Source organism: Dyadobacter sp. CY312 (assembly GCF_021390535.1).
Taxonomy (GTDB): Bacteria; Bacteroidota; Bacteroidia; order Cytophagales; family Spirosomataceae; genus Dyadobacter.
Window position 1 is genome coordinate 138,076 of record NZ_JAJUXG010000013.1, and the last position, 14,711, is coordinate 152,786.

At 46.0% G+C, this 14,711-nt stretch carries 7 protein-coding genes; all 7 read left to right on the forward strand.

Translation table 11 applies throughout. The annotated features are described in order from the left end of the window. Window positions 1-430: 430 nt before the first annotated feature. Window positions 431-2,170: a M6 family metalloprotease domain-containing protein gene (locus tag LZG71_RS18985; protein WP_233823014.1), complete on the forward strand. Its 1,740-nt coding sequence runs from the start codon at window positions 431-433 to the stop codon at window positions 2,168-2,170. 58 nt (window positions 2,171-2,228) lie between these two features. After that, window positions 2,229-2,459 carry a hypothetical protein gene (locus tag LZG71_RS18990; RefSeq protein ID WP_233823016.1) on the forward strand — a complete coding sequence of 77 codons (231 nt, stop codon included), beginning with the start codon at window positions 2,229-2,231 and terminating at the stop codon, window positions 2,457-2,459. A gap of 32 nt (window positions 2,460-2,491) precedes the next feature. Continuing rightward, complete coding sequence (locus tag LZG71_RS18995; protein WP_233823018.1) at window positions 2,492-2,881, forward strand: hypothetical protein; 390 nt, start codon at window positions 2,492-2,494, stop codon at window positions 2,879-2,881. A 401-nt stretch (window positions 2,882-3,282) separates the two neighbouring features. Further along, the gene (locus tag LZG71_RS19000; protein WP_233823020.1) at window positions 3,283-9,186 is read left to right on the forward strand and encodes an Ig-like domain-containing protein; all 5,904 of its coding nucleotides are present in this window, start codon (window positions 3,283-3,285) and stop codon (window positions 9,184-9,186) included. A gap of 214 nt (window positions 9,187-9,400) precedes the next feature. Continuing rightward, the gene (locus LZG71_RS19005; RefSeq protein WP_233823021.1) at window positions 9,401-10,057 is read left to right on the forward strand and encodes an RNA polymerase sigma-70 factor; all 657 of its coding nucleotides are present in this window, start codon (window positions 9,401-9,403) and stop codon (window positions 10,055-10,057) included. A gap of 154 nt (window positions 10,058-10,211) precedes the next feature. Next, window positions 10,212-11,219, forward strand: coding sequence for a FecR family protein (locus LZG71_RS19010; RefSeq protein WP_233823022.1), 1,008 nt, complete (start codon window positions 10,212-10,214; stop codon window positions 11,217-11,219). Further along, window positions 11,212-14,706, forward strand: coding sequence for a TonB-dependent receptor (locus tag LZG71_RS19015; RefSeq protein WP_233823023.1), 3,495 nt, complete (start codon window positions 11,212-11,214; stop codon window positions 14,704-14,706). The genes LZG71_RS19010 and LZG71_RS19015 overlap by 8 nt, the downstream gene beginning before the upstream one ends. Window positions 14,707-14,711 lie beyond the last annotated feature (5 nt).

Here is a 14,711-nt window from a genome sequence, read left to right on the forward strand (position 1 = left end):
CACCTTACCGCTTACTCAATATCAATAATAAAATTTGGAGTCAAGATTAAAGCGTCTTACCTTTCGAACAAGTTAAATGATTTATAAGTAATTATAAATCAACCTGGTAAAACGTCCCAGCGTTTTAAACCAGAGTTACAACCCGGTTTCCTGCAATAAATAACCCCATCATTTTAAAGAGCTGATTTTCACCGTTCCAAGCGTGGAATAAGGCTAAGGCTATCTCATTTCTGACAGATCTTAAAATCGTCGGAGCTGCAACCCCACTATACATAAAATGTATCTGCCGCAGGAATTTTCTGCCCGGTTCACTGTGCCCTGTACTATCTCGCTTTTCCAATCTCTGTGCGTTTGGCAGCATTCTGATTCCTTACGCCTCAACGATAAATAAATCTTCTCAAACTATTTTCTAACCTTAAACCAAGATCAAATGGCAGCACCCTTTTTAAACGAGCGATTTACATTTACCAATCCCGATGGAAGCACGGTGGAGGTAATAGGCAGCGGCAATCAGTTTTTTGCCCACTTCGAAACGGATGATGGATACACGGTTGTCAAGGATCCACAATCTGGTTTTTACACTTACGCGGAGATTACGAACGACAAAGACCTGTCACCGGTCAGCAATGCCATTGTCGGCAAGGTGGACCCGGCCTCACTCAATCTTGAAAAACATGTTCGCGCTTCTGCCAGTGTGGCGCGTGGTGTAGCAAGCACTTCCAATTTATTGCAGGGACCGGAACCGCGCTGGAAAAAACGGCGAGAGGAAAAGAAAGCGCAGCAAATGAGAAGCCTGAACGCCGGACTGAGCGCTGGTCCAATGCTCGCGCCAACGGTTGGAAACTATGTCGGCCTTTGCATACTGATCGAATTTCCGGATGTACCGCAAACCATCAGCAGACAGGAAGTTACCGATTTTTGCAATAAAACGGGTTACTCCGGCTATGGAAACAATGGTTCAGTGAAGGATTATTTTTTCGACAATTCAAGAGGCAGGCTCACTTATACCAATGTTGTAACGCAGTATTACACGGCAACACACAACCGTTCCTATTACACCGATCCTGCCATCGGCTTTGGTACAAGGGCACGCCAGCTCATCGTTGAAGCATTAAACCATTTAAAAGCGCAGGGTTTCAATTTTGCCCAGTTAACATCCGATGGCAGCGGCTACATTTATGCACTGAATGTATTTTATGCAGGCGCAAGGGTGAACAACTGGAGTGAGGGACTCTGGCCACACCAATGGTCTCTGGCAAGTACATTTGATGCAGGAGGAGGTAAAAAGTTTTCGGATTATCAGATCACAAACATGGGCAGCACGCTCGCCCTCCGCACTTTTTGCCATGAGAATGGTCACATGATCTGCAACTTTCCCGATCTGTACGACTACGACAGTGGCGCTAATTCTTCCTATGGGATCGGACATTTTTGCCTCATGTGTTATGGAGGCAGCGATCTCAATCCGGTGCAGGTAGGTGCCTATCTGAAAAACGAAGCAGGCTGGAGTACGAGTCTGACGACAATTACTCCGGGTATCACGGCAAGTCTGAATGCTACAAATAATGAGTTCTATATTCATTCAAAAAATGCCACGGAATACTTCATTGTCGAAAACCGACAAAGGACAGGCCGGGACAGTTCCCTGCCGGATGCCGGACTTGCAATATGGCATGTGGATGAAAACGGGAACAACAGTCATCAGCAAATGACCGCCGCCCAGCATTATGAATGTTCGTTGGAACAGGCCGATAATCTGTTTGATATGGAACGCCTTGTGAACGGCGGGGATGCGAATGATTTGTTTGGCTCACCCGGTAATACGCAGTTCAACGACACCAGCAGTCCCAATAGCAAGTGGTGGGACAATACCAATTCGGATTTGAAAATTACGGAAATCTCTGCTCCGGGAGCGATCATGACCTTTAAGGCACTGGGAAATGCCGGCTGGGTCTATGGCAAAAAAGTGAGTTACGTGAGTGCGGACGACAGTACGAAGTGGGCACATACAATCATCGACGGTTATCCGGGATGGCGCAGAATCAGACCAACGTCGACAGATGGGATAACGAATATGCTGGTCATTCTGAAAACGGCGGTCGCTTACAAAAGAAACGTGAATGTACTTTTTGAAGCAAATGGTGAAGTGAGTGGCGTATACATGTCCTGACCAATCCAATTTTAAAATCTCTTTTCAATCATTTTCTAACCTCTTAAATTCTATTATTATGTGGTACTATGGTAAAACTGTCAGATATGTTTCTTCTTATGCGTCGTCCAAAAATTGCCATGCCATTATCAATGATGTACCCGGCATGACCGGCTGGCTGAGCATTAAGCCTACATCTACCGATGGCGTAACGAACGTGATCTCTATTTTAACCGCAGCAGTTGCAAGCGGCCGGGGTGTAAATGTCGAAATTACGGCCAACACAATCACAGGTGTTTACATGTCCTAGTTTTTGAACTTCAAAATCAAAAAGGATTACTTATGTCGTATTATAAAATAACATATGAGTCAGACACCATTGAAGGGCTTAAAGCCATTCAGGGTGGCATGTCCAGCCAGGGAACAGATGCCAGCAATTCAGCTGCCTTCGAAACGCAAGTACTTCCGCCGCCACCTCACGACGAAGGAAATACAGACGCACTTGCCGGGATGGTTCCCGCACCACCTGCTAGTGCCAACATGGAAGCAGGTTTAGATTTCACCGATGAGGACACCTCGTCCCAACCACCTCCATTGCCAACAGATGCTGCAATGGACTCGGGTTCGGATGACGAAATCCAGCCTCCTCCATCAGGTGAATCAGGCAGTCAAAATGAGAACGATGGCCCTGTCCCTCCGAGGCAGCCAACGTCCAAAGGATCCGGGAAATGATCATGCCGAATCAGTTCCTGTTCGGAAACAGCAGGAATACCGGCAGATGACATAATCGTGGAGATAATTCAAGTTACAAAGCCTTGCTAAATCGCTGATTTCGGGGCTTTGTAACTTTTTGTTTTTTATGGCAGGGGCATGTGCAGGCTTTCACCATTCATTTCATGACCTCAGATCCGGTGGCAGTCAAACCATCCTGATACATTAAACTTTATTTTTTTGTAAAATATGAAGTTATAATATGGGGATTTCCGTTTTTACTTGTCTGTATGGAGATGTGTTGTCGAATTATTGAAACTTATTTCTATAATAGCCGACTTTTTTCTACAAAAAAAGAACCTTGCATAGAGGTTGTTTTTCTAATGAGGTAACACAGTTTATTTCTTACTAAAACAACATTTATGAAAACATCAATCCGAATCCTGATCCTGTTGATTGCACTCACAGGAACCCTGAATTTTGTAACTAATGCACAGACTTACAATTGGAAGTCGGTGCGGATGGGCGGTGGCGGCAATGTGACGAGCTTGAAGGCGCATCCCAAAGTGCCCAATCTCTATTTTATCACGACCGATGTAGGCACACCTTACCGTTGGAACCACGCCACTCAAAAATGGGAAGACCTGATGTGGTACGATAAGATACCGACCACATACTGGAACTGGGAAGTGGCAGCCCGATGCGGAGATCTTGCCTTTGATCCGAATGACATAACAGGAAACATACTTTATGCCACACACCAGACTGGAAAAGGAACTGTGCCCGGTGGTGGTACCGGGACCGGCACGGTAATGAAGTCGGTGGACCGGGGTGCTACCTGGACTGACTGTCAGCTTCCGATTACGGTGCTGCCAAACAGCGACCAGACTTTCACAGACCGCCTGGTGGTTGATCCCAACAACAGCAATGTGGTGTATGTGACAACACGCGCGAACGGCACTTATAAAAGTACAGCGGCAGGAGCCGTGGGATCCTGGACAAAAGTGAATACTTCCTTAGCCGACAACGTGGCAGGCAGATTTATCTTTTTTGATAAAAGTGGAGGAACACTTAACGGCGTCACAAAAAATATCTTTTTTGGAAGTCTCAATGGCGTTTATCGCAGCACCGATGCCGGAAATACATTTACATTAATGCCGGGCAGCCCCATCCGACCACGTCGTGCGAGCATCAGTAACGATGGTACATTTTATGTAACGCAAACCCTTCGGGACTGGAATGTAAAAGAGGAAGGCACGACCGTGAATAAATGGAATGGAAACAGTTGGATTGACATTACTCCGGCCGCCGGTAAACAGTATAGTACCGTTGGTGTGAACCCGGTAAATAGTAACGAGATCATTATAGCAACCTCCGGAACCTGGAACCACGATGTGGCTTACAGAAGCACAAACGGCGGAAGCAGCGGAAGCTGGACGCCAATGGTGCCAGCAACACGTGACGTAACGGAAGCACCTCATTCAGCTGGCAATGGAGCAAACGGAAATATCGGGCATGATGTCAACGGATTTGTATGGGATCCTTTCAATGAAGGGCAGGTGTGGTTCACCGACATGCTCGATGTAGGACAAACGACCAATGTATGGGCAAGCCAGGTTACCTGGAAACTTCGTAACAACGGTCTGGAAGAAATAGTAGTAGCAGGACCGCTGGTAGCGCCACCTTCGGGACCAAATTTTCTGGTATCTACGACCGGTGATGTAGGCGGTTTTGATCACAAGACGCTTGATACACCCCCTGCCAAAGGAATATCAAGTTTTTTTGCGACCAATACAGGTTGCAATACTTCCGGCGGAGCAATTCAGTATTCCGACCCCAATTTTATAGCTCGTGTAGGTAGTGACGGCTGGAACGGATCGGGCATTGGTGGTTATTCTACCGATGGCGGCACATCCTATACCAAATTTGCTTCATTACCCGGAGCACGCGGACGTATTGCCGTTTCAGCCACAAGCAGAAAAATGGTTTGGGTAACGCAGGGAGGCCTCACCTATCAATCTTCGAATCTGGGAACAACCTGGACACCAGCCGGCGGAGTACCCAATGCTGTGCTAAAACCCGGAGACATATACCAAATCTGGGCAGGCATGAATCCGCTTGCCGCGGACAAGGTGAACGGAGATCTCTTTTACATTTATGCAGCTGGTAAAATGTACGTCAGTACGAATGGCGGTGTAAGTTTTGCGCCTACCGCTGCTACCAACTTGCCTAATGTGGGAAATGTCGCGCAAATGAACGTTGAAACCACACCAGGTATCGAAGGTGATTTGTGGATTTCTTTCTCCGGTGACGGACTTTTTCACTCTACAGATGCAGGCAATACTTTTACAAAAGTGAATCCTGCGGGTATCACCAAAGTGAAATGGATTGCAGTGGGGAAAGCTGATACAACAGCTTCCTCCAATCCGGTACTTTATGTCAGTTCCGAAAGCACGCCGATCAACGGTGTTACCTACGGAGTTTTCCGTTCTGATGACAACGGAGCTACATGGACCACCATCGCAAACCCTGTTCCGGGTATTGTGAGTAACATGACGGCCGATTTGCACGGCAGAGTTTATCTTGGGATCGCAGGGAACGGAATTTTCGTTGGCGAGCCTTCCGGCGGACCGGTTGTTTCTGTTGCGGTAACTCCTGCCGCGGATTCTGTGATAGTAGGTTTAACCAAACAACTGAAAGCAACGCTGACACCGGCGTATCCTTCTAATAATGCAGTAAGCTGGACCTCGTCCGACAACAACATTGCGACTGTAAACGCAACCGGATTAGTTACGGGCGTGAGTACTGGTATTGCAAATATTACAGTAACGACACAAGATGGAGGCAAAACTGCCCAAAGCAGTATAAAAGTCACTCCTGTTATTCATGTGGCAAGCGTATTGCTGGACTCGGCCATCAGCATTGGATTGAGCACAAGTAAAAATCTGACGGCTACAATTTTACCTGCCAATGCGCTCAACAAAAACGTGAGCTGGGCTTCGTCTGATACCACGGTGGCAAGGATCAATTCAAGCGGACTTGTGACAGGATTAAAACTGGGCACTACCACCATAACCGTTACCACGGAGGACGGAGCCAAAACGGCAACAGGTGTATTGACAGTTGGGACAACCGTAATCGCGAACAATTGCGGCGGACCAACAATCGGCAACTTTATAGCCGACAACCCGCAATCTCCAAACATGTGGACCTCGACTGTTACCACGGCAATAGACCTCAGCGGCGTGGTAAGACCCGCACCAGCGGATGCGTATAAAACGCAGCGTAACACCGGATCGCCGATGACCTACCGCTACGAAAATCTGATTCCCAACTCCAAGTATGTGGTACGCTTGCATTTTGCAGAGCTATCAACCGTCATCACGGCTGGAAAAAGGAAATTTAACGTAACAGCCAACACCGTTGCCGATACGTTGCTTAAAAACTTTGATATTTTAACACAAGCAGGTGGCAAATACAAAGGGATTGTGCGTGAATTTGAAGTTAAATCCACAGCACAAGGACAGATCGCACTGGTTTTCAGACCGATTGCAAACCTGAACTATCCTGCAATCAATGCAATAGAAATCGGGCTAAATCCGCTTAGCTCTGTTGCTGTAAACCCTGCAACTGCATTTGTGGGTGTGGGTGATACAACAAGACTAGCAGCAACGGTATTACCAGCAAACGCGACCAATCAAAGGGTAACGTGGACCTCGTCAAATACTTCCATTGTAAGTGTTGATGCAAACGGACTTCTTAAAGGTGAATCTCCGGGTTCCGCGGTCATTACTGCTACGACCAACGAAAGTGGAAAAACTGCCTCTTCAACAGTCACAGCTGCCAACATTGCAGTAACCGGCGTGACCCTTCCTGCAACTGGCGCCGTTGGTGTAAACAATTCAATAACCCTTGTTGCAAGTATACAACCGGCAAATGCTACAAACAAAGCCATCACCTGGTCCAGCTCAGATGCAGGTATTGTTTCGGTTAATCAGAGTGGCGTGTTGACAGGTGTTTCACCAGGCAATGCAACCATTACGGTGACCACGCAGGATGGCGCAAAAACAGCAAGCAGTGTGATTACTTCTTCCAATGTGTTGCTGACATCGGTAGTTCTTAATAAAACGACTGCAACAGTTGGTGTGGGCGATACGACTTCGATTAAAGCAACCGTTGCTCCTGCAATTGCAAGCAATAAAACGGTGATTTGGAGTTCATCAGATCCATCTGTTGCAACAGTAAGCAGTACCGGAATCGTGACCGCCATCGCTATTGGTACAGCCACCATTGCTGCAACAGCACAAGATGCAAGCGGTATTTCTTCTGGTTCAGCCATCACTGTGGTCAGTGCGGGAGCATGCGGTATCATGACGAACAATGGTTTTGAAAGTGGCTTTGTAAACTGGATCAGAAATCCGAATGTCTCGGCAGCAAAAATTGGCACATCTGCTACAAGTGGATTGAAAAGCGCCGTAATTACAGCCGATCAGGGAGCGATTAATTATGGGAAATCAATCTCAATAACCGGTGGTTCGGAAATTACTTTTGATGTTTGGGCCAAAGTGGAAGGAACGCCAAACCCTGCCAATGCAGCACAATTGATACTCCCATGGTGGGCCGGAATTGGGCTAGATTTCTATGATGCTCAGGGCGTAAAAATAGAGAGTGCAAAAATACAGTTCCAGGTACATCCGTCTACGCCAGCCTCTGTTGCAACGGTGTATACCAAATATTCAACCACTAAATTCGCACCTGCAAATGCCGCAACCATCGGTATCTGGGCTTCGAAAGCAGGTCCGACAGGACAGCTTGTATTAGATGATTTCTGTCTGACGATCGCTCCTCCCCCACAAACCGCACAAACGATTTCTTTGGACAGCCTGACACCGAAAATTGTTGGAGACGCCGTTTTTGATGCTGGCGCGGTAGCAACTTCTGGTTTACCGGTTAGCTATGCAAGTTCTGATACTACGGTTGCCATTATTTCCAATGGAAAAATACAGGTCGTAGCACCAGGAACTACTGTAATTACCGCTTCTCAGAACGGCAATGAAGCATATAGCGCAGCTGCCACTGTTAGCCGTACGCTTGTTGTTTCATCTGGTTTGAAAGTACTTTACAAAGACGGCGACAATGGTCAGGTAAATAACAATAACATCAAACCTTTCCTGAGTATAGTTAATGAAAGCCCGGCTGCGATTCCTTACAGCGAACTTACAGCACGCTATTGGATTACCGCTGAAAATTATTCAGGAATAAACAAATGGATTGATTATGCCGAGATGGGAAATAACAAGGTTTCCATGAACTACGTTGAACTTGACAAACCGCGTCAGGGCGCTCTGGGATACATTGAATATCAGTTTAACACTTCGGCAGGAAATTTGAATGCAGGAGGAAACTCGGGTGTGATACAGTCACGGTTTGCGAATACCAACTGGGAAAATCTTGCAGAAAGCGATGATTATTCATTCAAAAATGGTTCTTCTTATGCGGTAAACGATCACATCACTTTGTACAGAAATGGTAAACTTTGGTGGGGCACTGAACCCGATACGATAGTATCGGTAACTGATTTGAGGGTTTATTCCGAAAATAAAAACACCAATGCGGCCCCAACGTCACTGAGCACCTGGCTGAAAATTGAGAACAAAGGAAATGTGCCTGTCGACTACTCTGATCTTTCGATCCGGTACTGGTTCACAGCAGATGGTACGGCCAGCCTCAATCATTGGATTGACTTCGCCAAACTAGGCAACGGAAATATTTCCGGACAGTTTGTAAACAATCAGCAAAGAGCAAATGCCGATACCTATTTCGAACTGAAAACGGCGGCATCTCTTGGTAAACTATATCCGCTGAGCAGCACAGGCAATATTCAGTATAGAATCGGAAAATCGAATTGGTCAGCTTTTGATGAAACCAATGATTATTCCTTCAAATCGGCAGGTTCATTTGCGGAGAATGATAAAATAACGGTTTACTACAAAGGTCAGTTGATTTATGGTCTGGAACCCGCTACACAAGCAAATGCACGACTTGGAGCATCAGTGAGTGATGCAACTTCGGGCCGGCTAAGTGTTACCGTGCTTGGAAATCCGGTAGCAGGTGACCAAGCAAATATCGTCATCAGCGGTTCAGAATCAAGTCCTGTCCGCATTGTGGTGAGCGATCTGAACGGGCGCGTTCTGTTCAGGAAGTTAGTAGACAATCCTGTTGAGAATGAGGAACATGTTCTGCCTCTTGGCAAAAACAGCGGTCTGTATATTATCAAAGCAGGCACAATTAAAGAGTCAGTATCGGTAAAAGTTATTAAGCAGTAATTCTTAAAGTATTTTTATCAGTTCAATGTCTTAAGTCCGGGTCAGCATAAGTTGATCCGGACTTTTTCATGATGTGATCAGTATAACCCCATTCCTCTTTTTTCAATTGAATTATTTGATGAAAAAAAAATATTATTTATAGTATGGGGATGTAGTAGGTTGTCTTGTCTGTATGATTAAACTGTAAATCCACAGTAAGAATAATCAGATGCGTATGGCAATTAATTCTATAAAAAAATTGGGACCCGAATCAGCTGCGAGTGAGCATCCGGATCTTCCCCTGACCGATCACGAGCCGGTAATGCTTCATGATGAATACCTTATTCGTGAAATGTTTGGTCAAAATCCTCAGAAAGGATGCGAGCTCCTGTTTCGCAGATACTACACAAACCTTTGCAACCACGCCATACGATTTGTACACTCGGATGAAGTTGCAGAAGACATCGTTTCCGAAGTATTTGCAGCGTTCTGGCAGAGCCGCACATTCGAGCTCATCACGACCTCCTACCGGGCTTATCTTTACAAGGCTGTACGGAACCGGTCCTACAATTATCTGAAATGGGATATGAACCGCACCTCCCCTCTTGAAACATCAGTAACCCCTTTTGTTGCACAGGCTCTTAATCCGTGTGATGCATTGCTTTACAGTGAATTGCACCAGCAGGTGGAACGTATTGTACAGGAGATGCCGCCTCAATGCCGCAAAGCGTATCTGCTGAAACGTGTGGAAGGCAAAACCCTGGAAGAAATCGCCGCCGAACTGCAGATCACTCCAAAATCGGTGGAAGCGCTCATCACACGCGCAATTGCCCGGCTCCGTAACGGACTTAAAGACAGCTGGTTTTTATTCCTGGCGCTGTTGCTTCAATAAAAATGCAAACCCGGCATGGGGTTGAGAAGACTGTAATTGTCTGTTCTCTACAATGCTAAAATGAACATCGCCTTGTCGCACGACAACGGTTTTGCAGTTGCTCTGAAATTATCAAAACAGTCCTGTCCGGACTGTAAAAGCTAAAAAGTATAAAATGAAAGAATCACTATCAAAGGATGTCCTGTTCGATTTTTTCGACGGAAGGACCACATCCATTCAGCGTAAGCTCGTTGAAGAATGGCTCGCTGACCCGCAGAACGAAGAGCTTTATTATCACTATCTGGACGAATGGGAAACCCGCCATCCGCAGTTCTCACCAAAAGTAGAAGCGGCTCTGTCCGAATACGTTGCCTTCATTCATAACGAAGCGGTGGACAAAGAACCGATTTTGGCACCGACAGAAAAAGTCAGATCAAAAGTCATCAGAACAGAATGGCTCTGGGGCGCGGTGGCAGCATGTTTTGTGCTGGTAGCCGGTTTTGTTTTCAGAAAAGAACTGATGTACAAATCGCTGATCTCAGAAAATGGTCAGATCGCGTCCTATCAGCTTTCCGACGGAACAGGCGTGGTATTGAACGCCAATTCGGTATTACGTATACCAAGGTTAGGTTTTGGATCGGGAAACCGGGAAGTGATCCTGGAAGGAGAAGCCGAGTTTAAGGTTGTGCACACAGAAAACGACAGTCGTTTCATCGTAAAAATGGACAACGATTATCGCATTGAAGTCCTCGGAACCGAGTTTGTCGCTTTCTCCCGTGAAAGAGGAACCAAGGTTTTTTTAACAAAAGGAAAAGTAAAACTGAGCCTGCCAAAAGGAAAACAGCTTTACATGAAACCAGGCAACTTGTTTTCTTCCGAAAAAAATGGCAAAGCTACACTCACAGCCGCAGCGCCAGCCGAATTTGTGGCCTGGAAGCAGGACATGTTCTATTTCAACAATACGCTTTTGTCTGAGGCAGTTGAGCAAATGAACGACCGCTTTAAAGTGAAGGTGCGTATTCTTGATCCCGTTCTTGGAAAACGCCGGATTGGCGGTGTGTATAAAGCCAGACAAGCCGATGACCTGCTTGCCATATTATCCGAGCTGTTACATCTGGAAGTGGTAAAACATAATGAATTTATAGAATTGAGAAAATCAGAAACCAATTTAAATCATGAGTAGCAGATTTCTACAAAAAACCCGCATCGTGCTGACCATGTTATCTGTTCAGCAGCTTTGTACTGCGCAGGCAATTTCCCTTGCAAGTCAGCAGGTGCCAGCGCGTACACAGCATACGGAAAACCGTAACAGAGCAAAAAACCTTAAAGACCTATTGATCGACCTGGGTAAGCAACATCAGGTGAGCATATTGTTTGAAGAAGAAACGGTGAGAAATATTATGATTACCGGCGCTGAATACCACCAGGAGGGAAACAAGCTCGAAAAGCAGTTAAGTGATTTGCTAAAACCCTTTAACCTTCGATTCAAAAAAGCAGGAAAGGAAGCATATGTAATCGTTTCGCGATATGAAAAAAAGACCGTAGAATCTGCTGTTGCTACCATCGAGAGCGCCACCACTTCACCGGCAACTTCGCCTGAGACTTTTAACACACCCGATGTGCTTGTTTCCAGAAATGCAAAACTTAGTCCGGAAGAAATTACTGTGAAAGGTAAAGTAACCGACGAAAGAGGCGACGGACTACCTGGCGTGAGTGTGGTGATAAAAGGCTCACAACGAGGCGTCACGACAGATATATCCGGTCAGTATCAAATAAGCAGCACAAGCTCCAACGTGGTTTTGATTTTTTCATTCGTAGGATATCTACCTAAGGAAGAGAATGTTGGTGATCGTTCTATTATTGATGTTTCACTGGCAGTTGATACCAAAGCGTTGGAAGAAGTGGTCGTAATAGGTTACGGAACGGCTAAGAAGAAAGACCTCACCGGAGCAGTTGCAGTGGTGGGCCGTAAAGAATTCGGAGATGTTTCAGCCACATCCGCGCAGCAGCTTTTACAAGGAAAAATAGCTGGTGTACAGATCGTTAATACAGGCGGACTACCGGGTTCCAACGCCAAAATCATTATTCGCGGTGTAGGTTCGCTCACCAATTCCGATCCTCTGTATGTGATCGACGGAATTCAGGGCGGAGATATCAACTCGGTTAGTCCTTATGACATTCAGGACATTACGGTTTTAAAAGATGCGGCATCTGTGGCCATTTATGGCGCGTCCGCAGCAAATGGCGTGGTATTGATCACCACTAAAAAAGGGAAAGCCGGCACGCCGAGAGTAACCTACAATGGCTATGTAGGGATAGCGCAGGCATGGAAAAAACTTGATATGCTTGATGCTCCTCAATATGTGCAACTGGTGAAGGACATTGATGAAGCGCAGGGAAACAAAGTACCCGACAAGCTGAACACGCCTGATGTATTGGTTACGAGAACAGACTGGCAAAAGGAGATTTTTCGCAATGGAAAAATAACTGAACACCATGTGAACGTAACAGGCGGAAGCGACAAAGCAACCTATAATTTCTCAGCCGGATATACGGATCAGGAAGGGATTATGAAAGACTACGGTTATCAGCGTATCAATTTACGTACGCAGCTTGAAGAGCAGATCGGCAAAAGAATTCGACTTGGACAGACCATCAATTTCAGATACAACAGAACAACCGGAAATGTGGCCAGCTTTGTGGAAACACTTCGCATGCCACCTTACGCACCAACCATGGATCCTACAAACCTTGGTGGTTACAGCAGAGTTACTACCATTCTGGATCAGAATGATGCCCTCAATCCGTTGCCGGGAATTTACCTGACGGAGAAACTTTCAAGAGGTGTTTCCAATTTGTTTCAGCTTTGGGGTGAAGTGGATATCATCAACGGTCTTAAATTCAGAACGCAGGCTAACATTGGTCTTTCCAATACAAACAGCTACAACTATACTGGTGAGTATCTGAATGGCAACCTTAAAACAGATCGCAAAATTGATGAGAGTTACGGTTTTTCTGTTTCACCGATTATTGAAAACATCCTGAGCTATACGAGAACAATCGGGCTTCACGACTTTTCGGTAATGGCTGGTAATACCTACAACGAAGGCAACAGAAGCCGGAGTGTGAATATGACAGGATCGGGATTTACGAATGATCTGATCAAACAAATCGGCGTATCTAAATCGAACAGCATTACCGGTACCGGATCCGGAATTTACGCCTCCCGCTCCTATTTTGGACGCGTAACCTACGGATTTCACGACCGATACCTGATCAACGCTTCTCTGCGCCAGGACATCAATCCCGCATTTGGAAAAGCGTTCAGGAAAGGTAATTTCCCGTCGGTTGGTGTAGCCTGGAAAGTTGCCAATGAAGGATTTATGAAAAATGTTTCCTTCATCTCCGATCTTAAAATCAGAGGTAGCTGGGGGATCACCGGAAATGCCAACATCGGACTTTTCCTTACCGACCCAACTGTATATCGCGGTTATGGAAACAACAACATTGTTTATTCCTTCGGAGAAAGCAAAGCGTTCCAGCAAGGTGCAACAGTTACCAGAGTCCCAAACCCTTTCCTGAAATGGGAGGAAACAACACAGACAGATTTCGGTCTTGACTTTGGTCTGCTACGCAACAGATTGCAGGTTAGTCTGGACTTCTACAAACGTGATAGTAAGGATCTTCTCCTGGACGTAAAACTGCCGGTATCTACAGGACTCGGAGATGTTTACAACGATGCAAGTATGGTTCAAAATGCAGCCAATGCGATCAATAAAGGTTTTGAAGTGGCACTTTCATATGCAGGACAGGCAGGAGATTTTAGTTACAGCGTATCTGCCAACACGGGTTACAACAAGAATAATGTGGTGTCTCTTGGAAGCGGCGGACCTATTGTAAGCGGAACCACAAACGGTGGGATCAACATTACCAAAACAGACGTTGGCGCAGCAATCGGATCCTTTTACGGTTTCCAGGTTGACAAAGTGGTGTCAAGCACTGCTGAGGTTGCCCGATACAACGAACTGGCGGTCGGCAAAGGATTCAAAAGTTATCAGGACGGTTTGAAAGCGGGTGATATCGTTTACAAAGATTTGAACGGTGACGGACAAATTACAGATCTGGATCAGGCGTTTTTAGGTTCTGCAATTCCTGTCTGGACTTACGGCGGCTCTGTCAACTTGGCTTACAAAGCGTTTGACCTTTCGATGGGACTGGCTGGTATCGGAGATGTGAAAGTATACAACGCACTGCGCTACTGGACAGAAGGAACAACCCGACCGTTTAACTCCTCAACTGCGGTATTGGATGCATGGAAAAAAGACGGTGATGTAACGGATATGCCAAGATCAGGACAGAACACACCGTCCAACCTGCGTGCCTCTGATCGTTTCCTTGAAAATGGCTCGTTTATGCGTCTTCGTAATCTCACACTCGGATTTTCGGTACCAAAAACGGTGTTAAACTCCACAGTTGGTAAAGTGTTTTCCAGCTTCCGGGTATACGCAACGGCGATGAATTTGCTGACTGTCACCAACTACAAAGGATATGATCCGGAGGTGAGCGCCAGTGTTAACGATGCGAAATCGTTTATTTTCACAAAAGGCGTCGATACAGGTCAATATCCACAGCCAAGGACTTTCCTTCTTGGATTACAGGTTGGGTTTTAAAATTC

Excerpts from the sequence above, each read along its gene's own strand:
- LZG71_RS19010 (WP_233823022.1), top strand. The coding sequence starts at position 10,212 with ATGAAAGAATCACTATCAAAGGATGTCCTGTTCGATTTTTTCGACGGA.
- LZG71_RS18990 (WP_233823016.1), top strand. The coding sequence starts at position 2,229 with ATGTGGTACTATGGTAAAACTGTCAGATATGTTTCTTCTTATGCGTCG.
- LZG71_RS18985 (WP_233823014.1), top strand. The coding sequence starts at position 431 with ATGGCAGCACCCTTTTTAAACGAGCGATTTACATTTACCAATCCCGAT.
- LZG71_RS19015 (WP_233823023.1), top strand. The coding sequence starts at position 11,212 with ATGAGTAGCAGATTTCTACAAAAAACCCGCATCGTGCTGACCATGTTA.
- LZG71_RS19000 (WP_233823020.1), top strand. The coding sequence starts at position 3,283 with ATGAAAACATCAATCCGAATCCTGATCCTGTTGATTGCACTCACAGGA.
- LZG71_RS19005 (WP_233823021.1), top strand. The coding sequence starts at position 9,401 with ATGGCAATTAATTCTATAAAAAAATTGGGACCCGAATCAGCTGCGAGT.
- LZG71_RS18995 (WP_233823018.1), top strand. The coding sequence starts at position 2,492 with ATGTCGTATTATAAAATAACATATGAGTCAGACACCATTGAAGGGCTT.